Source organism: Bradyrhizobium sp. CCBAU 11386, assembly GCF_028128955.1.
Lineage (GTDB): Bacteria > Pseudomonadota > Alphaproteobacteria > Rhizobiales > Xanthobacteraceae > Bradyrhizobium.
In genome coordinates this window covers 89,173-114,038 of sequence record NZ_LBKA01000245.1, presented here as the reverse complement: position 1 = coordinate 114,038, position 24,866 = coordinate 89,173, and the positions used below count along the sequence as shown (strand labels likewise).

The 24,866-nt window shown below is 65.5% G+C and carries 31 protein-coding genes and 1 pseudogene; 9 read left to right on the top strand and 23 right to left on the bottom strand.

All coding sequences use genetic code 11. The features are described from left to right. Positions 1-12 precede the first annotated feature (12 nt). Positions 13-654, bottom strand: a complete 642-nt coding sequence (locus tag XI09_RS29420) for a carbonic anhydrase (protein WP_271569946.1) — start codon at positions 652-654, stop codon at positions 13-15. Positions 655-765: 111 nt separating this feature from the next. Between XI09_RS29420 and XI09_RS29415 the strand changes: the two genes are divergently transcribed. Continuing rightward, a complete protein-coding gene (locus XI09_RS29415; protein ID WP_271569945.1) occupies positions 766-1,647 on the top strand; it encodes an HpcH/HpaI aldolase/citrate lyase family protein in 882 nt (293 codons plus the stop codon). A gap of 15 nt (positions 1,648-1,662) precedes the next feature. Here the strand turns inward: XI09_RS29415 and XI09_RS29410 are convergent, their stop codons facing one another. The 4 genes from XI09_RS29410 to XI09_RS29395 all read right to left on the bottom strand — a co-directional run bounded on the left by XI09_RS29410 (position 1,663) and on the right by XI09_RS29395 (position 4,339). Continuing rightward, entirely contained in the window at positions 1,663-2,082 is a 420-nt protein-coding gene (locus tag XI09_RS29410; protein WP_271569944.1) for a DUF6455 family protein, read from the bottom strand. Positions 2,083-2,374: 292 nt separating this feature from the next. Further along, positions 2,375-3,160 carry a hypothetical protein gene (locus tag XI09_RS29405; RefSeq protein WP_271569943.1) on the bottom strand — a complete coding sequence of 262 codons (786 nt, stop codon included), beginning with the start codon at positions 3,158-3,160 and terminating at the stop codon, positions 2,375-2,377. 81 nt (positions 3,161-3,241) lie between these two features. After that, positions 3,242-3,847 carry a 3-isopropylmalate dehydratase small subunit gene (gene leuD / locus XI09_RS29400; protein WP_271569942.1) on the bottom strand — a complete coding sequence of 202 codons (606 nt, stop codon included), beginning with the start codon at positions 3,845-3,847 and terminating at the stop codon, positions 3,242-3,244. Positions 3,848-3,928: 81 nt separating this feature from the next. Further along, positions 3,929-4,339: a metallopeptidase family protein gene (locus XI09_RS29395; protein WP_271569941.1), complete on the bottom strand. Its 411-nt coding sequence runs from the start codon at positions 4,337-4,339 to the stop codon at positions 3,929-3,931. 161 nt (positions 4,340-4,500) lie between these two features. Between XI09_RS29395 and XI09_RS29390 the strand changes: the two genes are divergently transcribed. Further along, positions 4,501-4,791 (top strand): hypothetical protein, encoded by a 291-nt coding sequence (locus XI09_RS29390; RefSeq protein WP_271569966.1) that lies wholly within the window; start codon positions 4,501-4,503, stop codon positions 4,789-4,791. Positions 4,792-4,798: 7 nt separating this feature from the next. Here the strand turns inward: XI09_RS29390 and XI09_RS29385 are convergent, their stop codons facing one another. After that, positions 4,799-5,008 (bottom strand): hypothetical protein, encoded by a 210-nt coding sequence (locus tag XI09_RS29385; protein ID WP_271569940.1) that lies wholly within the window; start codon positions 5,006-5,008, stop codon positions 4,799-4,801. A gap of 298 nt (positions 5,009-5,306) precedes the next feature. On the opposite strand from XI09_RS29385, the gene XI09_RS29380 reads away from it, so the two are divergent. Beyond that, positions 5,307-5,567 carry a hypothetical protein gene (locus tag XI09_RS29380; RefSeq protein ID WP_271569939.1) on the top strand — a complete coding sequence of 87 codons (261 nt, stop codon included), beginning with the start codon at positions 5,307-5,309 and terminating at the stop codon, positions 5,565-5,567. A gap of 9 nt (positions 5,568-5,576) precedes the next feature. Here the strand turns inward: XI09_RS29380 and XI09_RS29375 are convergent, their stop codons facing one another. Further along, positions 5,577-5,876 (bottom strand): DUF1330 domain-containing protein, encoded by a 300-nt coding sequence (locus tag XI09_RS29375; RefSeq protein ID WP_271569938.1) that lies wholly within the window; start codon positions 5,874-5,876, stop codon positions 5,577-5,579. 187 nt (positions 5,877-6,063) lie between these two features. On the opposite strand from XI09_RS29375, the gene XI09_RS29370 reads away from it, so the two are divergent. Continuing rightward, a complete protein-coding gene (locus XI09_RS29370; protein WP_271569937.1) occupies positions 6,064-6,588 on the top strand; it encodes a hypothetical protein in 525 nt (174 codons plus the stop codon). A 51-nt stretch (positions 6,589-6,639) separates the two neighbouring features. On the opposite strand, the gene XI09_RS29365 is transcribed toward XI09_RS29370, so the two are convergent. The 7 genes from XI09_RS29365 to ffh form a co-directional block, all read right to left on the bottom strand. After that, positions 6,640-6,849: a hypothetical protein gene (locus tag XI09_RS29365; protein WP_271569936.1), complete on the bottom strand. Its 210-nt coding sequence runs from the start codon at positions 6,847-6,849 to the stop codon at positions 6,640-6,642. 94 nt (positions 6,850-6,943) lie between these two features. Then, positions 6,944-8,350, bottom strand: a complete 1,407-nt coding sequence (gene leuC / locus XI09_RS29360) for a 3-isopropylmalate dehydratase large subunit (RefSeq protein ID WP_271569935.1) — start codon at positions 8,348-8,350, stop codon at positions 6,944-6,946. 324 nt (positions 8,351-8,674) lie between these two features. Continuing rightward, complete coding sequence (gene rplS / locus XI09_RS29355) at positions 8,675-9,055, bottom strand: 50S ribosomal protein L19 (protein ID WP_092189506.1); 381 nt, start codon at positions 9,053-9,055, stop codon at positions 8,675-8,677. Between the two features lie 110 nt (positions 9,056-9,165). Continuing rightward, a complete protein-coding gene (trmD, locus tag XI09_RS29350; protein WP_271569934.1) occupies positions 9,166-9,933 on the bottom strand; it encodes a tRNA (guanosine(37)-N1)-methyltransferase TrmD in 768 nt (255 codons plus the stop codon). A 128-nt stretch (positions 9,934-10,061) separates the two neighbouring features. Beyond that, positions 10,062-10,616 carry a ribosome maturation factor RimM gene (gene rimM / locus XI09_RS29345; protein ID WP_271569933.1) on the bottom strand — a complete coding sequence of 185 codons (555 nt, stop codon included), beginning with the start codon at positions 10,614-10,616 and terminating at the stop codon, positions 10,062-10,064. 9 nt (positions 10,617-10,625) lie between these two features. Next, positions 10,626-10,958 carry a 30S ribosomal protein S16 gene (gene rpsP, locus XI09_RS29340; protein WP_011083313.1) on the bottom strand — a complete coding sequence of 111 codons (333 nt, stop codon included), beginning with the start codon at positions 10,956-10,958 and terminating at the stop codon, positions 10,626-10,628. Positions 10,959-11,043: 85 nt separating this feature from the next. After that, positions 11,044-12,591 carry a signal recognition particle protein gene (gene ffh / locus XI09_RS29335; protein ID WP_271569932.1) on the bottom strand — a complete coding sequence of 516 codons (1,548 nt, stop codon included), beginning with the start codon at positions 12,589-12,591 and terminating at the stop codon, positions 11,044-11,046. 414 nt (positions 12,592-13,005) lie between these two features. On the opposite strand from ffh, the gene XI09_RS29330 reads away from it, so the two are divergent. Then, positions 13,006-13,986 carry an MBL fold metallo-hydrolase gene (locus XI09_RS29330; RefSeq protein WP_271569931.1) on the top strand — a complete coding sequence of 327 codons (981 nt, stop codon included), beginning with the start codon at positions 13,006-13,008 and terminating at the stop codon, positions 13,984-13,986. A 188-nt stretch (positions 13,987-14,174) separates the two neighbouring features. On the opposite strand, the pseudogene XI09_RS29325 reads toward XI09_RS29330, so the two are convergent. Then, a pseudogene (locus XI09_RS29325) lies at positions 14,175-14,877 on the bottom strand (SIMPL domain-containing protein). Positions 14,878-14,882: 5 nt separating this feature from the next. Continuing rightward, a complete protein-coding gene (locus XI09_RS29320) occupies positions 14,883-15,644 on the bottom strand; it encodes a GyrI-like domain-containing protein (protein ID WP_271569930.1) in 762 nt (253 codons plus the stop codon). A gap of 202 nt (positions 15,645-15,846) precedes the next feature. Here XI09_RS29320 and dapF point away from each other — a divergent pair, with 202 nt between their 5' ends. Next, positions 15,847-16,722, top strand: coding sequence for a diaminopimelate epimerase (gene dapF, locus XI09_RS29315; RefSeq protein ID WP_271569929.1), 876 nt, complete (start codon positions 15,847-15,849; stop codon positions 16,720-16,722). After that, a complete protein-coding gene (gene mtaB, locus XI09_RS29310) occupies positions 16,722-17,975 on the top strand; it encodes a tRNA (N(6)-L-threonylcarbamoyladenosine(37)-C(2))-methylthiotransferase MtaB (protein WP_271569928.1) in 1,254 nt (417 codons plus the stop codon). Before dapF ends, mtaB begins: the two co-directional genes overlap by 1 nt. Positions 17,976-18,109: 134 nt before the next feature. Here the strand turns inward: mtaB and XI09_RS29305 are convergent, their stop codons facing one another. Continuing rightward, complete coding sequence (locus tag XI09_RS29305; protein WP_271569927.1) at positions 18,110-19,219, bottom strand: DUF2336 domain-containing protein; 1,110 nt, start codon at positions 19,217-19,219, stop codon at positions 18,110-18,112. Between the two features lie 127 nt (positions 19,220-19,346). Next, positions 19,347-20,048, bottom strand: a complete 702-nt coding sequence (locus XI09_RS29300; RefSeq protein ID WP_271569926.1) for an RluA family pseudouridine synthase — start codon at positions 20,046-20,048, stop codon at positions 19,347-19,349. Positions 20,049-20,108: 60 nt separating this feature from the next. Here XI09_RS29300 and ftsY point away from each other — a divergent pair, with 60 nt between their 5' ends. Both ftsY and XI09_RS29290 read left to right on the top strand, forming a co-directional pair. After that, entirely contained in the window at positions 20,109-21,056 is a 948-nt protein-coding gene (gene ftsY, locus XI09_RS29295; protein ID WP_271569925.1) for a signal recognition particle-docking protein FtsY, read from the top strand. A gap of 3 nt (positions 21,057-21,059) precedes the next feature. Further along, positions 21,060-21,662 (top strand): septation protein A, encoded by a 603-nt coding sequence (locus XI09_RS29290; protein WP_271569924.1) that lies wholly within the window; start codon positions 21,060-21,062, stop codon positions 21,660-21,662. Positions 21,663-21,799: 137 nt separating this feature from the next. Here XI09_RS29290 and XI09_RS29285 read toward each other — a convergent pair whose 3' ends face one another. The 5 genes from XI09_RS29285 to ccmA form a co-directional block, all read right to left on the bottom strand. Continuing rightward, positions 21,800-22,393: a DsbE family thiol:disulfide interchange protein gene (locus XI09_RS29285; RefSeq protein WP_271569923.1), complete on the bottom strand. Its 594-nt coding sequence runs from the start codon at positions 22,391-22,393 to the stop codon at positions 21,800-21,802. Further along, positions 22,390-22,575 (bottom strand): heme exporter protein CcmD, encoded by a 186-nt coding sequence (gene ccmD, locus XI09_RS29280; protein WP_271569922.1) that lies wholly within the window; start codon positions 22,573-22,575, stop codon positions 22,390-22,392. The genes XI09_RS29285 and ccmD overlap by 4 nt, the downstream gene beginning before the upstream one ends. Continuing rightward, on the bottom strand, positions 22,572-23,363 hold the full coding sequence (locus tag XI09_RS29275) for a heme ABC transporter permease (protein WP_271569921.1): 792 nt from the start codon (positions 23,361-23,363) through the stop codon (positions 22,572-22,574). The genes ccmD and XI09_RS29275 overlap by 4 nt, the downstream gene beginning before the upstream one ends. 76 nt (positions 23,364-23,439) lie before the next feature. Next, entirely contained in the window at positions 23,440-24,108 is a 669-nt protein-coding gene (gene ccmB / locus XI09_RS29270) for a heme exporter protein CcmB (protein WP_027523533.1), read from the bottom strand. 76 nt (positions 24,109-24,184) lie between these two features. Then, on the bottom strand, positions 24,185-24,787 hold the full coding sequence (gene ccmA, locus XI09_RS29265) for a heme ABC exporter ATP-binding protein CcmA (RefSeq protein WP_271569920.1): 603 nt from the start codon (positions 24,785-24,787) through the stop codon (positions 24,185-24,187). Positions 24,788-24,866 lie beyond the last annotated feature (79 nt).

Genomic DNA, 24,866 nt, shown 5'->3' with positions numbered 1-24,866 from the left:
ATTCGCCACTCACTATTCGCCACTCGCCGTCTTGAATTCCTTCGCGACCTTGTCCAGCACGAACAGCGATCCCTCCGCGACGCCGAAATAGGCGCCGTGGGTCTGGATCTGGCCGGCATCGACCGCCTTCTGCACGAACGGGAACGTCATCAGGTTTTCCAGGCTGCGGAACACCGCGGCCTTCTCGATGCGCTCGACGAACTGCGCCATGCTCTCGTGGTCGCGCTGCTCGACCACCTCGCCGGGCTTGATGAACATCTGCATCCATCGGCCGATGAAGTCGCCGGGGGTGAGCGGCTCGATCTTGTCGACGAAGGCGCGGATGCCGCCGCATTGCGCGTGCCCGAGCACGACGATGTGCTTCACCTTCAGCACCTTCACCGCATATTCCAGCGCCGCCGAGACGCCATGCGCGTTGCCGTCGGGCTGATAGACCGGCACCAGATTGGCGATGTTGCGGACGACGAACAATTCGCCCGGGCCGACGTCGAAGATCACCTCGGGCGAGACGCGGCTGTCGCAGCAGCCGATCACCATCACTTCAGGCGACTGCCCCTTCACCGACAGCTCGCGATAGCGGGTCTGCTCGGTCGGCAGCCGCTGGGTGGCGAAGGCCCTGTAGCCTTCCAGCAAGTGCTGAGGGAACATGATCATGGCTTATGCCTAACCATATACCGCAAGGGCGAACAAGCCTTTCGAATAGGCAGGCCAAGTGCTATCGGCTCAGGTCAGAAGAGATACGAGGAAACCGGAAGGACCATTCGCATGACCCGCCCGCGCCGCAGCCATCTGTTCATGCCAGGCTCCAACCCCCGCGCGCTCGAAAAGGCACGCAATCTGGCCGCCGACGGACTGATCCTCGATCTCGAGGATTCCGTCGCCCCTGACGCCAAAGCGGTGGCGCGCGACGGAATTTCCGCCGCGATCGCGGCCAAGGGGTTCGGCAAGAGGGAGATCCTGATCCGGACCAACGGTCTCGACACGCCCTGGTGGGCGGATGACGTCGCGATGGCGGCCAAGGCATCTCCTGACGGCATTCTGGTTCCAAAAGTTTCAAGCGTCGAAGATATCGACACGATCGGCCGCCGCCTTGCCGAGCTCGGCGCGGCGCCGACCGTAAAAGTCTGGGCCATGATCGAGACCGCGCGCGCCGTGCTCCATGCCGAGGAGCTGGCCGCCGCCGGGCGCGATCCATCGAGGCGCCTCTCCGGTTTCGTGTTCGGGCCCAACGACATCTCGCGCGAGACGCGCATCAAGATGCTGCCCGGCCGCGCCGCGATGATCCCGATGATCACCCACTGCATCCTGGCGACGCGCGCCCACGGCCTCGAGATCCTCGACGGCCCCTACAGCGACATCAACAATTCCGACGGGTTTGCCACCGAATGCGCGCAGGGCCGCGACCTCGGCTTCGATGGCAAGACGCTGATCCATCCCTCGCAGATCGAGGCCTGCAACGCGATCTTCACGCCGCCCGAAGAGGAAGTCGCGCGCGCGCGAAAAATCATCGCGGCGTTCGAATTGCCGGAGAACGTCTCGCGCGGCGCGATCCGGCTGGATGGTGCGATGGTGGAGCGCCTGCACGCCGACATGGCCCGGCGCACGATCGCGATTGCGGATGCGATTGCGGCGATGGGGAAGGCGTAGCGAAGAGGCGCGCGCTCAGCGCGGCGCGAGATCGGCGCGGTCGAGCGACTCCAGTGTCGAGGCATTGGCGCAGTAGCCGTGATAGTTCTCCGCGGCGGTGCCGTCGGCGAGATCGCGGTCGCACTGTCCCTTGTGACCGCAGAGCGAGCAGACCCGCTCCATGTCGCGCAGCAGCAGCGGCTGTGCGCGGCCGAGCCCTTCGGCGTTGATGCCGAGCTGCTCCAGCATCTTCGGCAGCTCATCTGCGGCGTGCTTGCCATGACGGACCAGCTCTTCGAGATCGTCGGGCGCGATCCTGAGATCGCTCGCGATCCGGTCGAAATCGGCGCGGTCGAGCTGCCGCATCTCGTTTATCTCGCGGCGATGCTTCAGCCAGCTCGCAAAGGAGTCGATGAGATCCTGAACGATGGGATAAGGCCTGCTTGCGGTGCTCATGCGAGGCTCCGTTTGGGTCGTGGAATTGGAGCCGAATAAAGCACAATGATGCAGGGGCGCGTTGCGCTGGATCAAACAGGATCTAACGACAAACTCGATCTCGTGCCCCGGACGCGCTGCTGCAGCATCGCAACAACCACCGCCGTCGTCCCGGCGAAAGCCGGGACCCATACCGCGAGGTCTATCGATGGTGCGCGGTGCCATTGAATAATGTAACTGAGGGTCTTCGCCAAACCGCTTCCTGTGGTTATGGGTCCCGGCTTTCGCCGGGACGACAGCGGAGAATCGGCTCTCAGCTAAACCGCTCCGTCGCCCACGCATACAGGCTGCCCGGGATCGGCTTTTCGCCACCGCGGCCCTTGGGCGAGATGTGCAGGCCGATGATTTCGGGGTCGGTGACGAGGCCGAGATAGCTCGAGGGATCAAAGAACAGCTTCGGTTCGGCGTGCACGGCGTAGAACGATTGCTTCGGCAGGGCGCGGCCCAATTCGCCGGTGCGGCGCGCAAGTGCAGTCAGCGCCGCAGGTCCGAAGATCGCGACGCGGATGTCCGAGAGGCGGTTCGAGCCGCCGCGCAGGCGGCGCATCATGAAGGTGATGCGATGGCGCATTGACAGCCAGTTCGGCGTCAGCTCCTCCTGCTCCATCAGCTCTTCGAACGCGGCAACGATGCCGTGCTCCGGCGGCAGGTAGATCACGGAATTGCCGAGCTGGCGCGGCCGCTCCCAGGCGAAATAGGGCTTTGCCGGATCGATCTCGACGGGCTTGAGCAGCAGGACGTCGGCATCGAGCCAGAGGCCGAGATTCTTCGCCATCAGCTTCATGCGGAAGAAGTCGCTGAACTGAAGCGTGGTCCAGTCGCGCCAGCTTCCGTCGGGCTGCGGCGGCCGCAGCCGTTCGGAGAACGCATGCGGCAGGATCGCCTCGGCATCCGCATTGCCGACGCCCGCGGGCAGGCCGGGAATGGTGTCAAAGCTGTAGACCGTGACCTTGTGGCCGGCCGCAAGCTGCGAGCGCAGGCAGGTCTGGCGCAGGGCGTCCATCGGGCCATGCCAGAAGGTGACGATGTCGGGCAGCATGGCCGGAAGCTATACGAGATAATCAGGGCAAAGAAAAAGCCCCGGCGCTGATCGCACCGGGGCTTGAACCGGATATCGAGCTCAGGCCCAGGCGCGTTCGCGCTTGAGCCTGTCCTCATAGGTGTCGATCGAGGCCTTCTTCTCCATGGTGAGACCGATGTCGTCGAGGCCGTTGATCAGGCAGTGCTTGCGGAACGGATCGATCTCGAACTTGACCTTGCCGCCGTCGGGGCCGCGGATCTCCTGGTTCGGCAGGTCGATCGTCAGCGTCGCGTTGGCGCCGCGCTCGGCGTCGTCGAACAGCTTGTCGAGGTCTTCTTGGGCAACGCGGATCGGCAGAATGCCGTTCTTGAAGCAGTTGTTGTAGAAGATGTCGCCGAACGAGGTCGAGATCACGCAGCGGATGCCGAAGTCGAGCAACGCCCAGGGCGCGTGCTCGCGGCTCGAGCCGCAGCCGAAATTGTCGCCGGCGACCAGCACCTTCGAATTGCGATAGGCCGGCTGGTTGAGGACGAAATCAGGATTCTCGCTGCCGTCGTCCTTGTAGCGCTGCTCGGAGAAGAGCCCCTTGCCAAGGCCGGTGCGCTTGATGGTCTTGAGGTACTGCTTCGGAATGATCATGTCGGTGTCGACATTGATGATCTTCAGCGGCGCCGCGACGCCTTCCAGCGTGGTGAACTTGTCCATGGTTGCGCTTTCCCGGGTGGTTCTGGGGGAACAGGTATTTATCGCGATCGGGGGCCGAATCCTAGGCCGAATTCGGCAGATCTAGTCTGCTTGACCCGCCTCTTGGGCCTCAATCGCCGCCATATCGTCGTCCGAAAGGCCGAAATGGTGGCCGATCTCGTGGATCAGGACGTGGCGGACGATATGGCCGAGGCTCTCGTCGTGCTCGGCCCAGTAGTCCAGGATCGGCCGGCGGTAGAGCCAGACCATGTTGGGCAGCCGCGCCACGTCGCCAAAGCTCTGCTGGGGCAGGCCGACGCCCTGGAACAGGCCGAGCAGGTCGAACTCGCTCTCGCAGTCCATCTCGTCCAGGACCTCCTCGGTCGGGAAGTCGTCGACGCGGATGATCACGCCTTCGCAAAGCCCGCGAAACTCCGCCGGCAGGCGCTCGAACAATTCGTGGGCCACCGTTTCCATCTCGGCCAGCGAGGGGGCCTTCAATTCCGTCCACATGGACTTCTCTTAGCGCGGGTTCCGCGGCGTTGCATCCCGCTTTATAAGATCGAGCGTTGACGTCGCGCGTGAAAACGGGGAGCGTACGGCGCATCAAGGGGATGGCTCAGGTCAGTGGTGGTGTGATGCGGGCGGGAACAGCAGTACCGGTTCTACTGTGCATGGGGTTGTTTTCGATTTTTTTTGTCGGCGCCCAAACCCCGGCCCAAGCCCAGACCGCCGGCCCTGACATCCGGCTGGCCCAGGCCGTCTCGCCCGACGCCCCGCCGACGCGCAGGCGGCCTTCGGCGCGCCTGCGCGTCACGCCCTATTACAGCCCGGACGGCGTCTATCCGCGCTACAATCCCGGTCCCGATGCGGTCCGCGAGTGCAACGCCACCTATGTGCAGGAATACCGGCCCAGCGGCACGGTGATCGTGCCGCATATGAGCTGCTACTGGCGCCGGGGTTGACGCCCCCTCAATTCCCGCGGAGCGCGCCGATCAGGCCGGCGCCGACGACAGCTGCGGACGCGCCATAGACCAGGATCGTCATCACGAACTGAGTCAGCGGGCTCGCCGCGCCGGCCTCGACGCCCGGTCCCTGCGCGGCAATCGCCGAGCTCGCGCCGAGCGCAAGGCTTGCTGCGATCGCGAGGCGAGATATCCGCAATCCGCTGGAATTCGGCATGACCATCTCCTGCATTCGCTCGACCAGAAGATACGTTCGTCGCTGACGGCCGGTTTTGGTGGCGCCTGAAATGTTGCGCCGAGACTCAGGAACTTGTTGCGAGCCCTCTGCATTCGCGTCCGGGGCGCGTTCATCCATAGCCTATTCAGTCTCAAGGCTCCAGAGCTCGACCCTCATCCTTGTGTCGTAGCACCACCGGCGCCGTCATCATTGGCGCGGGCATCGCCATCACCGCCGGGCCTGTTTTAACTTGCAGACGGCCTTGTGAAGCCCGCATGCTCAAGGCGCGGAGGTCGTCATGACGCGTTGGATTGCATTGGCCGTTCTCGTTGGGCTCGCCGCCGGTTTGCCTCGCGCTTCCGCGATGCAGAGGACGACGAAGCCGGATGCCTCGGCGGGGATCGCGGTTTTTGATGCGCGACGACACGCGCGACACCACGACATTGCGCGGCACTCTGCGCCCCATGATCCGCCCTATTACGCGCGGCCCGTCTACTACCGTTCCTATCCTTACGGCGTGCCCGCGCCTTTCGTATTCGGCTATGGGCCGTTCTGGTGAGTTGCTACTCTATCCGGCGGGCGCAAATCCTTTGACCAGCAGCACTGTCGCTTTTGCGCCTGCCTTTCGGTCTTGCGAGATCTCGACATAGTCGGGCGAGTTCGAGAAGGCGAGAAACGCTGCCTCGTCGGGAAACGACATCATGACAAGTTTGTCGTGCGGCCATGCGCCTTCAAGTACATGCGGATGTTCGTCGGCCGCAAGCAGCCGTCCGCTGGATTTTCTGAACGCGTCGAAGAACCGCGCCTGATAGCGGCCATAGGCCGCGCGGTCCGTCATCTTCAATTGCGCAATTGCGTAGACAGTCATCGCAAGAATTCCTCCCGTCGCGGCACTGCGCCGGAGCGCGTTGCCGGAAACCTCGTTCATTCATGAGGCGTTCACGTCGCTGTCCCTAATTTAATCTTGGGAGCGACCGCAAATGAACAGCCAAATGAACAGCGGTGGCGCGAGACGTTGCGCCGCAATGCCGCTGTCTGGGTTCAGGGAGAATTCCATGCTGAGGATTTTGGGTGTTGGGACGAGCCCGATACGCTTGCTCGGGCTTGCGGCCGTTGCCACGCTGATGCTGTCGGCCGGGACTGCGCGTCGCGCCGAGGCGATGACTCCCATCAATCCGACGGCGTTGCCGGCGGCGAAGGCCGCAAGCGACGATCTCGTTACGCAGGTTCGCCACGGTGGACACGGCGGGCATGGTGGTGGCGGACATGTTCACGGCGGCGGCTTCCGCGGTGGCGGAGGACATTTTGGCGGCTTTCGTGGCGGCGGCTTCCGCGCCGCGCCGGCCTTTCACGGCGGCGGCGTTCGCTACGGCGGAATTCACCATTATGGCGGCTATCATCGCTACGGGATCTATCGCCCGCATTACGGCTATCGCCACTTCCACCGGCGCCATTATTACGGCGGCTACTATCCCTACTACCACCATCCGCGCCGCTGCCGGATCATCTGGACCTATTACGGCCCGCGCCGCATCTGCCGCTGGCATCGCTGGCACTATCCGTACCGCTACTATTGGTAAGCACGATCGACATGAAAAGCGCGCCGTCACGGCGCCCTTTGTTCATGTGGCCTAGAGCCAATCCTTCAACTTCCACGACGCGGACTTCCACCGCATCAGGTTCTCGATCTTCCATTGCCTGAACATCGCCGGCGGCCAGCGGCTGAGCTTCGAGGTCTCCTCGACCTCAGGCTCGGCGACGATGCGCAAGGGTGTCGCGCGCCGCCGGTGCTGGCGCGTCGCCTCGCTGATCAGATCGACATATTCAGGCTTGTTGGCCATGAGGCGTGTCCTCGCGAAGCCTTCGCGAGGTCACAATGTCGGCGCTGCCGCTTAACAACCGCTTGCCGCCTTAGCTCAAATTGCAGGGAGCAGCTTACCGCCACTCTCTGACGTCGACGAAGTGACCCGCGATCGCAGCTGCCGCCGCCATCGCCGGCGACACCAGATGCGTGCGGCCCTTGAAGCCCTGGCGGCCCTCGAAATTGCGGTTCGAGGTCGAGGCGCAGCGCTCTTCCGGCTTGAGCTTGTCCGGGTTCATGGCAAGGCACATCGAGCAGCCCGGCTCGCGCCACTCGAAGCCAGCCTTGATGAAGATCTTGTCCAGACCCTCAGCCTCGGCCTGCTCCTTCACGATGCCCGAGCCCGGCACCACCATGGCGTTGACGCTGGCGGAGACCTGCTTGCCTTCCGCGATCTTGGCGGCGGCGCGCAGATCTTCGATGCGGCCGTTGGTGCAGGAGCCGATGAAGACGCGGTCGAGCTTGATGTCGGTGATCTTCGTGCCCGCGGTCAGGCCCATATACTTCAAGGCGCGGTGCTTGGAGAGACGCTTGGCCTCGTCCGCGATCTTGTCGGGATCGGGCACGATGCCGGTCACCGAGATGACGTCCTCCGGGCTCGTGCCCCAGGTCACGATCGGCGGCAGCTTGGCAGCGTCGAGGCGCAGCTCGTGGTCGAAATGCGCGCCTTCGTCGGAGCGCAGTTTCTCCCAGTAGCGCATCGCAGCGTCCCAGGCCGCGCCCTTCGGCGCCTTGGGGCGGTCACGCAGGAAGTCGTAGGCCTTCTGGTCGGGCGCGACGAGGCCGGCGCGGGCGCCGCCTTCGATCGACATGTTGCAGACCGTCATGCGGCCTTCCATGCTGAGCGCGCGGATCGCGTCGCCGGCGTATTCCAGCACGTAGCCCGTGCCGCCCGCGGTGCCGATCTCGCCGATGATGGCGAGGATGATGTCCTTGCCGGTCACGCCGTCAGGCAATTTGCCGTCGACGGTGACGCGCATGTTCTTGGCCTTCTTCTGGATCAGCGTCTGCGTCGCCAGCACGTGCTCGACCTCGGAGGTGCCGATGCCGTGCGCGAGCGCGCCGAACGCGCCATGCGTCGAGGTGTGGCTGTCACCGCAGACGATGGTGGTGCCGGGCAGGGTAAAGCCCTGCTCGGGGCCGATGACGTGGACGATACCCTGGCGCTTGTCGAACTCGTTGTAATATTCGATGCCGAATTCCTTGGCGTTCTCGGCCAGCGCCTTGATCTGCTCGATGCTTTCAGGATCGGGGTTCGGCTTGGAGCGGTCGGTGGTCGGCACATTGTGGTCGACGACGGCGAGCGTCTTTTCCGGTGCATGAACCTTGCGCCCGGTCGCGCGCAGGCCTTCGAACGCCTGCGGCGAGGTCACCTCGTGCACCAGATGGCGGTCGATATAGAGCAGGCAGGTGCCGTCGTCGGCTTCGTGCACCAGATGGTCGTTCCAGATCTTGTCGTACAATGTGGTCGGCTTGGACATGAGCTTAAGCTCCGGGAATGTGTGTCAGCGAGGAGCGCGGGTGGCGCGCGGGGCAACAAAATCGTCAGCGCAGCTTTTAGGCTGCGCGCGTAAGCTCTGACGTTGCCGAGGTCGCGAAGCGTCCGAAGAACCGGCCAGGCAACCGCGAGCGATCGTCGATGACGATGCGCTTGACGGGGGCGAGGCTGGTCAGATCTGGAAACATTCCAAGAATATATAGCAGGGAGATTTGGAAGCGCGAGGGCTTTGACGCGCACGGCTGACGCAACAAAAAAGCGCGGAGCCGAGCCCCGCGCTTTCTAGAACTTGCCTGGTGGGCGGAGCTTACTCGCCGACGGCAGTCGCGCGGTCCTGCTTCTCGACGATGCGGGCCGACTTGCCGCGAAGGTTGCGGAGGTAATACAGCTTGGCGCGACGCACCTTGCCGCGGCGCACCACCTTGATCGAGTCGATCATCGGCGACATCACCGGGAACACGCGCTCGACGCCCTCGCCGTACGAAATCTTGCGCACGGTGAAGCTCTCGTTGAGGCCACCGCCGGAACGGCCGATGCAGACGCCTTCATAGGCCTGCACGCGGGTGCGGTCGCCTTCGACGACCTTCACGTTGACGATCACGGTGTCGCCGGGGCCGAATTCCGGGATGTCCTTGCCGGCGGACAGCTTGTCGAATTGCTCTTGCTCGAGCTGCTTGATCAGGTTCATGGGTAAATCTCCATCGGCGCGCCCAGCCTTTTCAAACGGGGGCTGCGCGAAATTCGTCTATCCAGCCATTGCGGATTTGGCCGCTGCTATAAGGCAAGCCGGAGCGTTTGTCACCCGTCTGTCTTGTTTTTTGGCGTTTTTTGGCGACCGGCCCGATTCGGCGCTTTTGCCGGGACTTGCGCCCACAAATCGGGCCGCCGGGCCGCCGTCAGGGCCTCGGATTCGGCCCGCCGCCAGGCCGCGACCTTGGCGTGGTCGCCGGAGGTCAGGATCTCGGGGATCGGGACCCCCTCGAACAGTTGCGGACGGGTGTATTGGGGGTATTCGAGCAGGCCGTCCGAGAAGCTCTCCTCGGTTCCCGAGGCTTCCTTGCCCATCACCCCCGGCAGCAGCCGGACGCAGGCGTCGATCAGCGCCAGCGCGGCGATTTCGCCCCCGGACAGCACGTAGTCGCCGATCGAGACCTCCTCCAGGCCCCGCCCGTCGATCACCCGCTGGTCCACCCCCTCGAACCGCCCACAGACGATCAGCGGGCCGGGGCCCTTGGCGAGCTCCACGACGCGGGCCTGGGTCAATGGCCGACCCCGTGGGCTCATCAGAAGGCGGGGCCGCTTTTTTGGAGAATCTTGGCCGATCTCCGCGGCGTCGATGGCGGCCGCCAGAACATCCGCCCGCAGCACCATGCCCGGGCCGCCGCCGGCCGGGGTGTCGTCCACGCTGCGATGGCGGTCGGTCGCCGAGGCCCGGATGTCCCGCGCCTCGAGCTGCCAGAGCCCGGAGGCCAGCGCCCGGCCGGCCAGGCTCACGCCGAGCGGTCCCGGAAACATCTCCGGAAACAGCGTCAGCACCGTCGCGTGCCAGGGTGAGGGGTTGGTCATTGTATCCTAGAATTCTGTCGTCCCGGACAAGCGCGCCTCGAGCGCGCGCAGATCCGGGACCCATAACCACCGCAGCCAGTTTTGCGATGGCTGGAGCGATCAGCTTAGCTAAAAATTCCGGCCTGTGGTTATGGGTCCCGGCCTTCGCCGGGACGACTCGTGGAAGGAGAGTCGCGCTCCTCGCCTTCAATTTCCTCCGGCAGCGCGATCACGACGCGGCCGCCGGCGATGTCGACCTCCGGCACCACCGCATTGGAGAACGGCAGCAGCAGCGACGTGCCTTTGGGCGGCGCGATCTCGATGATGTCGCCGGCGCCGAAATTATGGATTGCGAGCACGCGGCCGAGCGCCTCGCCGTCCGTGGTGACGGCGGCGAGCCCGATCAGATCGGTGTGGTAATACTCGTCCGCATCGGTCGCGGGCAGCTGTTCGCGCGCGACGTAGAGCTCGATGCCGTTGAGGCGCTCGGCCTCATCGCGGGTCGTGACGCCCTTGAACGTCGCGACCAGATGGTCTTTCGCCTCGCGCGCCTGCGCGACCTCGAACTGGCGCTTGCCGTCCTTGGACAGCAGCGGACCGTAGCGCCTGATGGCAAAGGGATCTTCGGTGAAGGTCCACAATTTGACCGCACCGCGCACACCATGCGCGGCGCCGATCCGCGCGACGCAGACCAGCGCCGACATGGTCTGGCCTTAACCCTTCGCGGCGGCTTCGGCCTGCGCCTTGCGCTCCTTGCGCGGCACGGCCTTCTGCGGGTTGTTGCGGGCTTCGCGCTTCTTGACGCCGGCGGCGTCGAGGAAACGCGACACGCGGTCCGACGGCTGCGCGCCCTTGGCGACCCAGGCCTTCACCTTTTCCATGTCGAGCTTGAGGCGGGCCTCGTTGTCCTTCGGCAGCAGCGGGTTGAAATAGCCGAGACGCTCGATGAAGCGGCCATCGCGCGGAAAGCGCGAGTCGGCGACGACGACGTGGTAGACGGGACGCTTCTTGGTGCCTGCGCGGGCGAGGCGGATAACGACGGACATTGAGTTCTCCTTCAAAGTACAGTTTGTTCGGTTGATTGGTATTCCGCGTTGCGCGGGATGTTTGCGATCCCGTGCGACGAATTCCTCATTTCTTCTTGCCGGGAAAACCGCCGAGCCCCGGAAGGGTCGGCTTGCCGCTGAGGCCCGTAAGCCCCGGCAAATTCGGTAAACCTGAGCGAAGACCGGGCGGCAGATCCTTCGGCAGGTTGGGCAGGCCCTGTCCGCCGCCACCCTGCATCTTTTCCTGCATCGCCTTCATCTCTTCGGGCGAAGGCATCTTCATGCCGCCGCCAAAGCCCATGGCCTGGGCGATGCCGGCGAGCGGGCCGCGCTTGCCCGAACCCATGGCCTTCATCACGTCGGCCATGTTCCGGTGCATCTTGAGCAGCTTGTTGACGTGCTCGACGCTCTGGCCACTGCCGGCGGCGATGCGCTTCTTGCGGCTCGCCTTGAGCAGGTCGGGATGACGGCGCTCGTCGCGCGTCATGGAATCGATGATCGCGACCTGGCGCTTCAGGATCTTGTCGTCGATCCCGGCGGCCGCGATCTGGTTCTTCATCTTGGAGATGCCGGGCATCATGCCCATCAGGCCGCTGATGCCGCCCATATTGGCCATCTGCGACAGCTGCTCGCGCATGTCGTTGAGGTCGAACTGACCCTTGCGCATGCGCTCGGCGGTGCGCGCGGCCTTTTCGGCGTCGATGTTGGCGGCGGCACGTTCGACCAGCGACACCACGTCGCCCATGCCGAGGATGCGGCCGGCGATACGATCAGGATGGAAATCTTCCAGCGCGTCGGTCTTTTCACCGGTGCCGATCAGCTTGATCGGCTTGCCGGTGACCGCGCGCATCGACAGCGCGGCGCCGCCGCGGCCGTCGCCGTCCACGCGGGTCAGCACGATGCCGGTGAGGCCGACGCGCTCGTCGAAGGCGCGGGCAAGATTGACCGCGTCCTGGCCGGTGAGACTGTCCGCGACCAGCAGCACTTCATGCGGATTGGCCGCGGCTTTGATCGCGGCCGCTTCCGCCATCATCTCTTCGTCGAGCGTGGTGCGGCCGGCGGTGTCGAGCAGCACGATGTCGTAGCCGCCGAGCTTGCCGGCTTCCAGCGCGCGCTTCGCAATCTGCGGCGGCTGCTGTCCCGCCACGATCGGCAGGGTCGGAATGTCGAGATCGCGGCCGAGCACCGCGAGTTGCTCCATCGCCGCCGGACGGTAGACGTCGAGCGAGGCCATCAGCACCTTGCGCTTGTCGCGCTGGACCAGGCGGCGGGCGAGCTTCGCGGTGGTGGTGGTCTTACCGGAGCCTTGCAGGCCGACCATCATGATCGGCACCGGCGGCACGGAATTGACGTCGATGGTCTGGCTTTCGGCGCCGAGCGTGTTGATCAGCTCGTCATGGACGATCTTGACCACCATCTGGCCGGGCGTCACCGACTTGACGACGGTGGCGCCGATCGCCTGCTCGCGGACGCGCTCGGTGAAGCTGCGCACCACTTCGAGCGCAACGTCGGCTTCCAGCAGCGCGCGGCGCACCTCGCGCATCGCGGCGTCGACGTCCTTTTCGGTCAGCGCACCGCGCCCCGTCAGACGATCGAGGATGCCGCCAAGCCGTTCCGACAGACTGTCGAACAATGCCGTTGTCCTTCTTTACCTCTCCCCGCAAGAGCGGGGCGAGGGAGCAGAAAACCAAACACCTTTGCGCCCGAGGGCGCACAGCGCTGTCGGGCGTTGACCTCTGGCCTCCAGGGCCAGTCGGCGGGTCGAAAAGAAAGCCTTTCCGAGAAAGTGGCGGGGTTAAACGCCGCTGCCGCCCAAAAGTCAAGGAAAGTTAGGGCGCCGGGGCCGCTTTGGTAAGGCAAGGCCTTGAAAACACGTCCTTTCCGGCGGTGGGTTCCTTTTTCTCTGGCCCCGCCCATATAGGCGGGGATGCCTTACCGTCCGCACCATCCCTAGAAACCCGCCCGTGCCGGTCACCCGCCGTCGCGTTTTCGGACTGCTTGCCGGAGCAGCTGCGCTGGTCGGTGTCCCCTCCTCTGGATGTCCCGCATGAAGACCTATGACGGCCCCGTCTCCGACCATTTCGATGGCCTGAACTTCTTCGATCCGGACGGCTCGCCGCCAAAATCGTTGCGTGAGGTTCTGCGCTGGCAGTTCAGTGGCAAACGGCAGCGCGCGGACTGGCCGGATTGGGCTCCGAGCCCCCATGCCGACACGCCGCCGGAGCGTGTCGACGGCGACAAGGTGCGGCTCTCCTTCGTCGGACATGCGAGCTGGCTGATCCAGACCGGCGGCCTCAACATCCTCGTCGATCCCGTCTGGTCCATGCGGGTCTCGCCGGTCGCCTGGGCGGGACCGAAGCGGCACAACGATCCCGGCATCGCCTTCGAGAAGCTGCCGAAGATTGACGTCGTGCTGGTCTCGCACGGGCACTACGATCACCTGGACATCGCGACACTGTCGCGGCTCGCCAAGAATTTTGCTCCGCGGGTGGTCACGCCGCTCGGCAATGACGTCACGATGCGTAGCACCGACTCGTCGATCAAGGCCGAGGCGTTCGACTGGCACGATCGCGTCGAGCTCGGCGGCGGCATCGCCGTGTATCTGGTTCCGACCCGGCACTGGACGGCGCGCGGCCTGTTCGATCGCAACAAGGCGCTGTGGGCGAGTTTTGTATTGGAGACGCCGGCCGGGAAAATCTACGTCGTCTGCGATTCCGGCTATGGCGACGGCAGACATTTCCGCCGTGTCGCCGAGAAGCACGGGCCGTTACGTCTGGCGATCCTCCCGATCGGCGCCTACGAGCCGCGCTGGTTCATGCGCGACCAGCACATGAATCCGGAGGATGCGGTGAAGGCGCTGCTCGATTGCGGCGCGCAGGACGCGCTCGGGCATCATCACGGCACGTTCCAGCTCACGGATGAAGCGATCGACGCGCCGGCCAAGGCGCTGGTCGAGGCGCTGGATGTCGCGAAGATTCCGCAGGAGCGGTTCGTCGCGATGAAGCCCGGGCAGGTGGTGGAGATTTGACGCGCTCTCCGCTGTCGTCCCGGCGAAGGCCGGGACCCATAACCACATGGAGTAGTTTGGCGAAGACTCGTAGTTTTCAGTCTTCCCGCGGTACGGCGACCTGCGCCTACCGAAAGATCACGCGGTATGGGTCCCGGCCTTCGCCGGGACGACACCGTTGGTGTGGTGAACAGCATGCCCCTTGCGGCTTACTGCCCCTGCTTGATCGCCCAGCTCACATTCACCGTCACCGACAGCGTCTCCTCGCCGGGCGCGACGGCGGCGGGTGCGGCCATCGGTGCCGTCGCCATTCGCGCCTTGAACAACGGCACCGGCGCGCCGCCTTCGGAGACGCTGAGCGGCGTGCCCAGCGTGACGCCGGTCGCCTTGGCGTAGATCTCGGCCTTGCGGCGTGCGTCGGCCACCGCCTGCTCGCGGGCGTCGTCGAGCAGCTTTGACGCCTGCGTCACCTCGAACGAGATGTTGCCGATGTCGTTGGCGCCGGCGCCGACCAGCGTGTCGATGATGCCGGCGACCTTGGTCACGTCGCGAATTTTGACGGTGACGCGATTGGAGGCGCGGAAGCCGACCACGGGCGAGGCGCCGGTGGATTTGTTCTGGCTGTATTGCGGCTGAAGCGACAGCCGCGAGGTCTGGTAATCCTTCTCGGCGATCCCGGCACCCTTCAGCGCCAGCAGCACCTTGCCCATCGCGGCGTTATTGGCGTCGGAGGCTTCCTTCGCCGTCTTGGCGTCATTGGCGACACCCGCGTCGATCTGCGCAAGATCGGGCGCCACCGATACGGTGGCCTCGCCATTCACCAGAGATCGCGGAGGGGAAATCGTCGGCGCGCGCAGGCGCGGCCAGCAGCGTGGTGGCAAGGACGGAGGCGAGTACGGCAGGCTTTTTCATCGATCTCACTTCAGCGGCACGAAAACATTGATCACGAGCTTGTCCTCCGCCGTCTTCAGGGGATCGGTGAGGTACTCCTCGATAAAGGTGTCCTTGGCTTCCAGCCTCTTGTCGTCGAGGTGATTGGTGATCGCCTCATAGGTGTTGTCCATGTTGTCGTAGGAACCGCGATGGACGAATTTCAGCGCCTTGCCCTCCGGCGATTTGCCGATGCTCATGTCCTTGGGCAGTTTCTGCGGGTCCTGATCGACCGGGATCTCGGCGAGGAAGGTGAAGCCGGTGTCGTCGGTCGAGGTGTAGACGATCATCGAATTGCCGGCGTGCTTGATGCCCTGCTTGTCCAGGAGCGTGTTCAGCGCCTTGAAGGCGTCGACCAGCGTGTCGAAGGCCGAGTCCCAATTGGCAGTGCCCTTGACCATCACGACCTTCCTGGACTCGAGCGTGGTCTCGAGGCCGAAGGGATCGGCAGTCTGGACCGGGGCAGGGGTGGCGGCCGCGGCGGGCGGTGGTGCGGCCGGGCTGGGCGAAGCGCTGGCTGCTGGCGATGCTGCAGGAGCGGGTGAGGCGCTCGCCGCAGGCGAGGGTGTTGCCGCAGGGGCGGGCAAGGCACTTGCAGCCGGAGCGGGCGAAACCGACGGGGCCGGCGAGGGACTTGCCGAGGCAGCGGGCGCCGGGCTCGGGGTTTGCGCCTGAGCGCCGGACAGGCCAAGTGACAAGGCCGCTGCCGGGATCAGCGCGGCCAGAACAAGACGACGAAAAGTGTTCATTTTATTCTCCCCAGACCTTGCCCACCAAGGCCTTAACCCGGCCGCACATTCCGGTTCGCGCGAACTACGCCGTTCTAACACGCGAGCGCCGAATTCGTCCCATGACAGATGCGTCATGGCAGGCGACCTGGCGCCCGGCGGCAAAACACTGGCCAAGCGGCCAAGGATCGCCATATAAGGCGGGCGAAATTCGGGAATTTTCATGAGCGCGCTGGCCAACCACGCATTTGCCAAGATGAACGGCATCGGCAACGAGATCGTCGTTGTCGACATGCGCGATTCCGCCTCGCCGGTGACGCCGGACGATGCCCGCGCGGTGGCATCCGTGCACGGCGGCGTGCCCTACGATCAGCTCATGGTGCTTCAGAAGCCGCGGCTCGACGGCACCGAGGCCTTCATCCGCATCTACAACAATGACGGCTCCGAAGCCGGCGCCTGCGGCAACGGCATGCGCTGCGTGGTGCGGCGCATCTTCGAGAAGACCGGGCAGGCCACGGCGACGTTCGAGACCGCGGCGGGCCTGCTCAATTGCTGGCAGGGCCCGACGCCCGATCTCTACACCGTCGACATGGGCGTGCCCAAGTTCGGCTGGCAGGACATTCCGCTGGCGGAGGAGTTTCGCGACACCCGCTACATCGAATTGCAGATCGGGCCGATCGACAATCCGATCCTGCATTCGCCCTCGGTGGTGAGCATGGGCAATCCGCACGCGGTGTTCTGGGTCGACGACGTCAACGCCTATGACCTCGAGCGTTTTGGTCCGCTGCTGGAAAACCATCCGATCTTCCCCGAGCGCGCCAACATCACGCTCGCCCATGTCGTCGATCGCGACCACATCACGATCCGCACCTGGGAGCGTGGGGCAGGGCTCACCAAGGCCTGCGGCTCGGCGGCCTGTGCCACGGCCGCCGCCGCGGCGCGGCTGAAGCGCGCCGAGCGCAATGTCGAGATCACGTTGCCCGGCGGCAAGCTCGGCATCGAATGGCGCGAGCGCGACGATCACGTGCTGATGACGGGCACCGCGACCTTCGAATATGAGGGCAATTTCGACCCGGCGCTGTTCGCGCCGGTCGGCTGATGTCCGTCGAGATCGTCACCTTCGGCTGCCGCCTCAACGCCTTCGAGGCCGAGGTGATCCGCCGTAAGGCCGAAGGCGCGGGGCTCTCCGACACCATCGTCATCAACAGCTGCGCCGTCACCAACGAGGCGGTGGCGCAGGCGCGGCAGTCGATCCGCAAGCTGAAGCGCGAGCGGCCAGGGGCGCGCATCGTCGTCACCGGCTGCGCTGCGCAGACGCAAAGCCGGATGTTCGCCGATATGGCGGAGGTCGACCGCGTCGTCGGCAATGACGACAAGATGCGCAGCGATGCCTGGCGCGATACGCGCGCCGCCTTCGACATCGGTGCCAGCGAGAAGATCGCCGTTGGCGACATCATGGCGGTGAAGGAGATGGCGCCACATCTCCTCGACGGCTTCGCGGGCGGCCTGCCGCGCGTGTTCGTGCAGGTGCAGAACGGCTGCGACCACCGCTGCACCTTCTGCATCATCCCGTTCGGACGCGGCAATTCGCGCTCGGTGCCGATGGGCGCCGTGGTCGAGCAGGTGCGGGCGCTGGCGGAACGTGGTCACGCCGAGATCGTGCTGACCGGTGTCGATCTCACCAGCTATGGCGCCGATCTGCCGGGTGCTCCGAAGCTGGGCATGCTGACGAAGCAGATCCTGCGCCATGTGCCCGAGCTGAAGCGCCTGCGCATCTCCTCGATCGATTCGATCGAGGCGGATGCCGATCTGTTGGATGCCATCGCCGACGATTCCCGCCTGATGCCGCATCTGCACCTGTCGCTGCAATCCGGCGACGACATGATTTTGAAGCGCATGAAGCGGCGGCATTTGCGGGGCGATGCGATTGCCTTCTGCGACCAGGTGCGGCGCCTGCGCCCGGACATCGCCTTCGGCGCCGACATCATCGCGGGCTTTCCGACCGAGACCGAGGCGATGTTTTCGCGCTCGCTCGATCTGGTCAGGGAATGCGGCCTGACGTTCCTGCACGTCTTCCCCTATTCCCCGCGCCCCGGCACGCCCGCCGCGCGGATGCCGCAGGTTGCGGGGCCTGAGATCAAGGAACGTGCGAGGCTGCTGCGTGCGGCTGGTGAGGCAGCATTGCGTCAGCGGCTGCAAGCCGAAATTGGCGCAACGCGCGATGTGCTGATCGAGAGCGACAGCCAGGGCCGCACGGAGCACTATCTGCCGGTGGCGATTGCGGGCGCGCGCGTGGGTAGTGTCGTGCCGCTGAGGATTGCCGGCAGTGATGGCGAGCGGCTCACCACATAACCAGTGTCGTCGCCCGGCTTGACCGGGCGACCCAGTACGCCGCGGCTTCTCCGTATCCCACTAACGTTTCTGGAATACTGGATCACCCGCTTTCGCGGGTGATGACACCGGTGCGTGTGGTGCGCAGCGAGTACCTACGACGCCCGCACCTGCCAGAACCGCAGCGTCCGCCGCGCGTTCTCCGGCGTCATGCGGGCGAAATGGCTTTGCGCTCTTGCGAGGTCGGCCGGCTTCATCGCGCCGGTGGCGAAGCGGCTTTCGAGCACGGCGGCGGTGGTTTCCCAGCTGAGCTGCGCCGCCTTGCACGGCACCAGCAGGCCGTCCTCGCGCAGGCTCTGCATCAGCGGGCGAATCACTTCGACGGTGGATTGCGACAATGCCGCCAGCGCCGCGACGGCTTCTTCATAGCGCCGCTGCTTGGCAAAACCGAACAGCGTCGCCTCGTTGAGCTGGCCGGATGCCTTGAGACCTGCGATGGCGCGCTTGGCGCCTTCGAAATCGCGGACACCCGACATCTCGCGCGCGACGCCGGCGGTGACGGCGGCGATCGCGCTCTGGATTTCCTCGAACAGATGCGGCGGCGCGCGCGATAACAGGCGGGTGCGAACCGCATCGCTCGCCGAGCGCAGCAACTGGCGGCGCAGCTCCGATGGCAGGTCGACACGGACACCGACGCTGACGGCGAGCTCCGGATCGCTTTCGGCCTGGCCGACGATGATGGCGAATCCGCCTCCGGAAACGCGCGCGCCGGGGTTGGCGGCGAGCCGCCGGCTGACGCTGGGATAGCGGCGCGCCAGCAGCGCGTCGGTGACGATCTCCTTCAGCCACCAGCGCCCGGCGACCGCGAGCAGATGCGGCTCGCCTTTGGATGATGCGATCCTGACCAGCTCGTCCTCGTCGAGGCGCGCGGATTCCTGGAGCACGGGACCGGCGATGCGGATCTCGTCATTGTTGGCGAGGCGGCGGATGACCGAGGGCGGCGCCTGCGCGATCGGCGCGAGCTGCGCGCTGATCTCGGCCAGCGCGACGCGCGCGCCCATGTCGGCGATGGCGCGCAGCTCGATGGTACCGATCAGGCGCTCGAGCACCTCGTCGAACAGCGCGATCTGCTCGTCGTCAAAACTGCCGGCGGAGGACAGGAACAGGTCGGTGACGCGGCGGGCCGTCTCCAGGCCCTTTTCCGCCGAGCCAATCCGAAGTGCGGATTCGACCTCGTCGATGATCGATAGCTCGGCCTTGGACATGACGCGCGGCTCGTCCTGAGCGGATTGACGGAAGCTTGTTCTAAGCAACCGCTATCATTAGAGGCGAGCCCTGAACGTTTCGTAAACCATCGCGCGACGGCCTCCTCACCATGAGGGACCGGCAGGGTTATTCCCCATTCCACCCGCAAGCCCTGAGCCGCTCGTGCATGTGGGGCGGGGCCGGGGCCACCACGCGGATCGGCTCCTTGTTCCGGGAAATCGGCACCACGATCTCGCGGGAATGCAGGTGCAGGCGCGGTTCGCCGAAGCGGGGGCCGTTGCCGTAAATGTTATCGCCGAAGATCGGCCAGCCGGTCGCGGCCGAATGCACCCGCAATTGGTGGGTCCGCCCGGTCACCGGTTCCATGGCGAGCCAGGTCAGGCCATGTCCCCGGCCCATCACCTTCCAGTTGGTGATGGCTTTCTGCCCCTCGGGATCGGGCTTCTGCCACCAGCCGCGCTCGGCATTGAGCCGGCCGAGCGGCATATCGATGGTGCCTTCGTCCTCGCCAGGTCCGCCCTCGACCACGGTCCAGTAGGTCTTGCCGATCTTGCCGTGCTTGAACAGCAGGCCAAGCGAGGCTGTGGCTTTCCGATGGCGGCCGAGCACGAGGCAGCCGGAGGTGTCCTTGTCCAGCCGGTGGGCCAGCACCGGCGGCCGCGGCAGGCCGAAACGGAGCGCGTCGAAAGATGCCTCCAGATTGGCGCCGCCCTTGGGGCCGCGATGCACCGGCAGGCCGGCCGGCTTGTCGATGACCAGCATCAGTCCGTCGCGATGGAGCACGCGCGCCAGGATTTCGTCAGCGGTCAATTCGGGAACATCGAGCAATTGCAGGACTTTCGGTCAAGACTTTCGTTTGGGAGCCGGAACGGCTAACACACCGCCATCATGAACGATACCACCCCCGAGACACCCAAGCTGAGCTGGTGGCGCCGCCTGTCCAACGGGCTGAAGCGCACCTCGTCCTCGCTCGGGACCGCGGTCGCCGACCTCGTCACCAAGCGCAAGCTCGACCGCGCCATGCTCGACGACATCGAGGACGTGCTCTTGCGCGCCGATCTCGGCACGCAGGTTGCGGTGCGCATCGCGGACGCCGTCGGCACGGGGCGCTACGACAAGGCGATCTCGGCGGACGAGGTCAAGGACGTCGTTGCGACCGAGGTCGAGAAGGTGCTGTCGCCGGTGGCAAAGCCGCTCGAGATCGATTCGGCCAAGAAGCCGTTCGTCATTCTCGTGGTCGGCGTCAACGGCTCCGGCAAGACCACCACCATCGGCAAGCTCTCGCAGAAATTTGCCTCCGAAGGCCGCAGGGTGATGCTCGCCGCCGGCGACACGTTTCGCGCGGCAGCCATCGAGCAGCTCAAGGTCTGGGGCGAGCGCACCAGGACGCCGGTCATTGCGGGGGCGCAAGGCTCCGATTCGGCGAGCCTCGCCTTCAACGCGCTGACGGCGGCGAAGGAGCAGAACATCGACGTGCTCCTGATCGACACCGCCGGGCGGCTTCAGAACAAGGCCGAGCTGATGAACGAGCTCGAAAAGGTCGTGCGCGTCATCCGCAAGGTGGACGCGACCGCGCCGCATGCGGTGCTGCTTGTGCTCGACGCCACCGTCGGCCAGAACGCGCTGTCGCAGGTCGAGGCCTTCCATCGCACCGCCGGGGTCACCGGCCTCGTGATGACCAAGCTCGACGGCACCGCCCGCGGCGGCATCCTGGTGGCGCTCGCGGAGAAATTCAAATTGCCGGTGCACTTCATCGGCGTCGGCGAAGGCGTCGACGATCTCGCGCCCTTCACCGCGCGCGACTTCGCCCGTGCGATCGCCGGAATCGAAAGCTAGAGAATGGACAAGACCCAGCCGCATCCGCTGTTCAAGCTTGCGACCGAACTCGGTCCGCTGCTCGTCTTCTTCTTCGTGAATGCGAAGTTCAACCTGTTCGCCGCGACCGGCGCCTTCATGGTCGCGATCGTCGCGGCGATGATCGCCTCCTATGTGGTGACGCGCCATATCCCGATCATGGCGATCGTGACGGGCGTGATCGTGCTGGTGTTCGGCACGCTCACCCTGGTGCTGCACGACGAGACCTTCATCAAGGTCAAGCCGACCATCATCTACAGCCTGTTCGCCGCCATCCTCGGCGGCGGACTCTTGTTCGGCCGCTCCTTCATCGCCGTGATGTTCGACCAGATGTTCAACCTGACCCCGCAGGGCTGGCGCATCCTGACGCTGCGCTGGGCGCTGTTCTTCGCCGGCATGGCGGTGCTGAACGAGATCGTTTGGCGCACCCAGAGCACGGATTTCTGGGTGAACTTCAAGGTGTTCGGCGTGACGCCGCTGACCATGATCTTCGCCATCGCCCAGATGCCGCTGACCAAGCGCTACCACCTCGATCCGGTCTCGCTGGAAACGAGCGAGGCGGAAGCGGGGGACGTGAGGAAGGGGTAATTCTCGTGTCCCGGACGCGCGAAGCGCGAGCCGGGACCCAGACTTTTCCCAAGAGTGCCGTTGTGGAGACCTGGGCCCCGGCTCAGCAGCGCATCGCTGAAGAAGCGCTGCGCAGCGTCCGGGGCACGAGACCCGTACTAAGACCCCGCCTTCAACGCCTTCTCCATCTGCGGCAGCAGCACGCTCCGCAAATTGTCTGGCGTGATCGGGCCGACCAGCTTGAAGACGATGGTGCCCTCACGGCCGACGACGAAGGTCTCGGGCACGCCATAGACGCCCCATTCGATCGAGGCGCGGCCGTTGGCATCCACGCCGACGCGGCCGAACGGGTTGCCGTAGCGGCCGAGGAAGCGCCGCGCATTGTCGGATGCGTCCTTGTAGTTGATGCCGACGAGCTGGAAGCGTTTGTCCTTGGCGAACTCGGTCAGGAGCGGCGCCTCGTCGTGGCACGGCACGCACCAGGAGGCCCAGACGTTGACGAGGCTGACCTTGCCCTTGAACGCGGAGGGATCGAGACCCGGCACCTGGACGTTGTCAGCCTGCAAGCCCTCGAGCGGCGGCAGCATCGTTTGCGGCGCCGGCCGTCCGATCAGCGCAGAGGGAATCCGCGAGGGATCGCCGCTGCCGAGCCGGAACCAGAACAGCAGCGCCAACCCAATGAAGGCGATCAGCGGCAGCACCATCAGGAAGGTCCGGCGCTGCGGGCTCGCGGAGGTCGTGTGATCGCTCATGGCCGATCCATCGCGCTGCGGCCCGAGCGGCGGGTGATACCGCTGCGGTCGAGCTCGCGCAGGCGCCGGGTCTGGCTGCGATAGTCGAGCACGATCCAGCCGATCAGGATCACGACCACGAGGGCGGCCGCGGCATAGGACGTCACGATGAAGGAGGCATAGGGACCGAGCGACATCGTCATGCGGCCCCAATTTCTTTCGACGCGTTGTCGTGACGCGAACCGGCGCCCATTTCGCTCGAAAACGCGATGCGGCTCGCCTGCATCATTTGCAGCGAGCGGACACGGCGGCGCAGGATCTCGTTGCGCATCGCAGCCAGGTGCAGCGTGACGAACAGCAGCGTGAACGCGATTGCCATCACCAGCAGCGGAATCAGGAACGATTTGTCGAGCGACGAGCCGCCCATGCGCATCACGGAAGCGGGCTGGTGCAGCGTGTTCCACCAGTCGACCGAGAACTTGATGATGGGCAGGTTGATCGCGCCGACCAGGGTCAGCACGGCGGCAGCGCGCGCCGCGCGCGAGGGATCCTCGACCGCGCGCCACAGCGCCATCAGGCCGAGATACATCAGGAAGAGAATCAGCACCGAGGTCAGTCGCGCGTCCCATTCCCAATAGGTGCCCCACATCGGCCGGCCCCACAGCGAGCCCGTGAGCAGTGCGAGGAAGGTGAAGGCCGCGCCGATCGGAGCTGCCGCCTTCGCGGCGACGTCGGCGAGCGGATGCCGCCACACCAGCGTGCCCAGCGAGGCGATGCTCATCACGCCCCAGACGAACATCGACAGCCAGGCATTGGGCACGTGGATGAACATGATCTTCACGGTCGCGCCCTGCTGGTAGTCGTCGGGCGCAAGAGCGGATTGATAGAGGCCGATCGCGAGCAGGATGACGGTCGCGGCCGCAAGCCACGGCAACACCCGCGCCGTCAGCGCGAGGAACCGTGTCGGGTTGGCGAGGTCGATCAGCGTCATGGTATTCTGATAATCACAGGTCAGCACTCACGCAATCAGCATAAAAGCGGGCAGCGAAAGTTGATCGGGGTCAAGGTCAGTCGAGCCCGTGCCGCAGGCTCGCCGCCGCCGCGAAGGGGCCGATCACGAGGCTGACCAGCGACAGCGCGCACAGGATCGAGAACGGCGCGCCGAACGACATGGGACCGACGATCACGGCCTGGGAGGCCGCAACCCCGAAGATCAGCACCGGGATCGACAGCGGCAGCACCAGAACCGCCATCAAAAGTCCGCCGCGATGCAGCGTCACCGCCAGCGCGGCGCCGATCATGCCGGTAAAGGTCAGGGCCGGCGTGCCCGCCAGCAGCGTCAGGGCCACCGCGCCGGTCGCGACCATGTCGAGGTTGAGCAGGAGGCCCAGCACGGGGGTTGCGACAATCAGCGGCAGGCCCGCCGCCAGCCAGTGCGCCAGCGCTTTCGCCGCGCAGGCGAGTTCCAGCGGCGTCCGGCTCATGGTGATCAGGTCGAGCGAGCCGTCCTCATGGTCGGCCATGAACAGCCGGTCCAGCGTCAGCAGGCTCGCCAGCAGCGCGCCGAGCCAGAGAATGGCCGGCCCCAGCCGCGACAGCAGCGCCAGGTCCGGCCCCACCGCGAACGGCATCAGCACCACCACGGTCAGGAAGAACAGCACGCCGATCAGCGCCCCGCCGCCGACGCGGAGCGCGATCCGGACGTCCCGGCGGATGAGGGCGGACAGGGCGGTCATGGGGGGCCTCCCGCAAGGGGGGAGGGAACGGAGAGGGCGGAGTCCGGCCGCTTGGAAAACTGAGGGTCGGGCTGCCTCATGTGGCACTCCCGATCCGCAGCTCCCGCGAATCGATCCCCAGCGCCATGTGGGTCGCGGCGATGATCAGGCCGCCGCGGGCGAGATGGTCGCGCATCAGGCCGCCGAACATGTCCTGGCCGGCCACGTCCAGCGCCGTGGTCGGCTCGTCCAGCAGCCAGACCGGGCGGCGCACCGTCAGCAGCCGGGCCAGCGAGAGCCGGCGGCGCTGGCCGGCCGACAGGAAAGCGGCCGGCAGGTGGGTGGCGTGGTCGAGCCCGACCGTGGCGAGGCTCTCGTGGGCGTCGGAACGCTCGCCGCCCAGAAAATCGGCCCAGAATGACAGATTTTCCGCCACGCTCAGCGCCGGCTTCAGGGCGTCGCGATGGCCCAGATAGTGGCATTGCTCAGGCAATGTCAGCTCGGCATCGCCGCCATCGAGCGCGATTGTCCCGCCGGCCGGAATGAGCAGGCCCGCAATCAGCCGCAGCAGCGAGGTCTTGCCCGAGCCGTTGCGGCCGACGACCGCCACGGCCTCGCCGGAGACGGCCTCGAAATCGAGTCCGGCAAACACCTCGCGGCCACCCCGCACACAGATCACCCCACGTCCGGAAAGCTGCATCTTGCCTCGTATCAACCCGTTCAAACCAGGCCTCAGGAAAACTTGGGGTAGCGCATGGGAATTTTTGGCTCGCGAATTG

Bases quoted from the DNA above. Each gene is read 5' to 3' on its own strand.
- dapF (WP_271569929.1), top strand. From the start codon at position 15,847: ATGAGCGCGCTGGCCAACCACGCATTTGCCAAGATGAACGGCATCGGC.
- ccmD (WP_271569922.1), bottom strand. From the start codon at position 22,575: ATGACGATGTCGCTCGGTCCCTATGCCTCCTTCATCGTGACGTCCTAT.
- ccmB (WP_027523533.1), bottom strand. From the start codon at position 24,108: ATGACCGCCCTGTCCGCCCTCATCCGCCGGGACGTCCGGATCGCGCTC.
- rimM (WP_271569933.1), bottom strand. From the start codon at position 10,616: ATGTCGGCGCTGGTCTGCGTCGCGCGGATCGGCGCCGCGCATGGTGTG.
- leuC (WP_271569935.1), bottom strand. From the start codon at position 8,350: ATGTCCAAGCCGACCACATTGTACGACAAGATCTGGAACGACCATCTG.
- XI09_RS29420 (WP_271569946.1), bottom strand. From the start codon at position 654: ATGATCATGTTCCCTCAGCACTTGCTGGAAGGCTACAGGGCCTTCGCC.
- leuD (WP_271569942.1), bottom strand. From the start codon at position 3,847: ATGGACAAGTTCACCACGCTGGAAGGCGTCGCGGCGCCGCTGAAGATC.
- mtaB (WP_271569928.1), top strand. From the start codon at position 16,722: ATGTCCGTCGAGATCGTCACCTTCGGCTGCCGCCTCAACGCCTTCGAG.
- XI09_RS29365 (WP_271569936.1), bottom strand. From the start codon at position 6,849: ATGGCCAACAAGCCTGAATATGTCGATCTGATCAGCGAGGCGACGCGC.
- trmD (WP_271569934.1), bottom strand. From the start codon at position 9,933: ATGACCAACCCCTCACCCTGGCACGCGACGGTGCTGACGCTGTTTCCG.
- XI09_RS29405 (WP_271569943.1), bottom strand. From the start codon at position 3,160: ATGCTGCCCGACATCGTCACCTTCTGGCATGGCCCGATGGACGCCCTG.
- ftsY (WP_271569925.1), top strand. From the start codon at position 20,109: ATGAACGATACCACCCCCGAGACACCCAAGCTGAGCTGGTGGCGCCGC.
- XI09_RS29375 (WP_271569938.1), bottom strand. From the start codon at position 5,876: ATGACTGTCTACGCAATTGCGCAATTGAAGATGACGGACCGCGCGGCC.
- XI09_RS29410 (WP_271569944.1), bottom strand. From the start codon at position 2,082: ATGAGCACCGCAAGCAGGCCTTATCCCATCGTTCAGGATCTCATCGAC.
- rpsP (WP_011083313.1), bottom strand. From the start codon at position 10,958: ATGTCCGTCGTTATCCGCCTCGCCCGCGCAGGCACCAAGAAGCGTCCC.
- XI09_RS29320 (WP_271569930.1), bottom strand. From the start codon at position 15,644: ATGAACACTTTTCGTCGTCTTGTTCTGGCCGCGCTGATCCCGGCAGCG.
- XI09_RS29390 (WP_271569966.1), top strand. From the start codon at position 4,501: ATGGGGTTGTTTTCGATTTTTTTTGTCGGCGCCCAAACCCCGGCCCAA.
- rplS (WP_092189506.1), bottom strand. From the start codon at position 9,055: ATGAACCTGATCAAGCAGCTCGAGCAAGAGCAATTCGACAAGCTGTCC.
- XI09_RS29290 (WP_271569924.1), top strand. From the start codon at position 21,060: ATGGACAAGACCCAGCCGCATCCGCTGTTCAAGCTTGCGACCGAACTC.
- XI09_RS29385 (WP_271569940.1), bottom strand. From the start codon at position 5,008: ATGCCGAATTCCAGCGGATTGCGGATATCTCGCCTCGCGATCGCAGCA.
- XI09_RS29285 (WP_271569923.1), bottom strand. From the start codon at position 22,393: ATGAGCGATCACACGACCTCCGCGAGCCCGCAGCGCCGGACCTTCCTG.
- XI09_RS29395 (WP_271569941.1), bottom strand. From the start codon at position 4,339: ATGTGGACGGAATTGAAGGCCCCCTCGCTGGCCGAGATGGAAACGGTG.
- ccmA (WP_271569920.1), bottom strand. From the start codon at position 24,787: ATGCAGCTTTCCGGACGTGGGGTGATCTGTGTGCGGGGTGGCCGCGAG.
- XI09_RS29415 (WP_271569945.1), top strand. From the start codon at position 766: ATGACCCGCCCGCGCCGCAGCCATCTGTTCATGCCAGGCTCCAACCCC.
- XI09_RS29380 (WP_271569939.1), top strand. From the start codon at position 5,307: ATGACGCGTTGGATTGCATTGGCCGTTCTCGTTGGGCTCGCCGCCGGT.
- XI09_RS29305 (WP_271569927.1), bottom strand. From the start codon at position 19,219: ATGTCCAAGGCCGAGCTATCGATCATCGACGAGGTCGAATCCGCACTT.
- XI09_RS29275 (WP_271569921.1), bottom strand. From the start codon at position 23,363: ATGACGCTGATCGACCTCGCCAACCCGACACGGTTCCTCGCGCTGACG.
- XI09_RS29330 (WP_271569931.1), top strand. From the start codon at position 13,006: ATGAAGACCTATGACGGCCCCGTCTCCGACCATTTCGATGGCCTGAAC.
- XI09_RS29370 (WP_271569937.1), top strand. From the start codon at position 6,064: ATGCTGAGGATTTTGGGTGTTGGGACGAGCCCGATACGCTTGCTCGGG.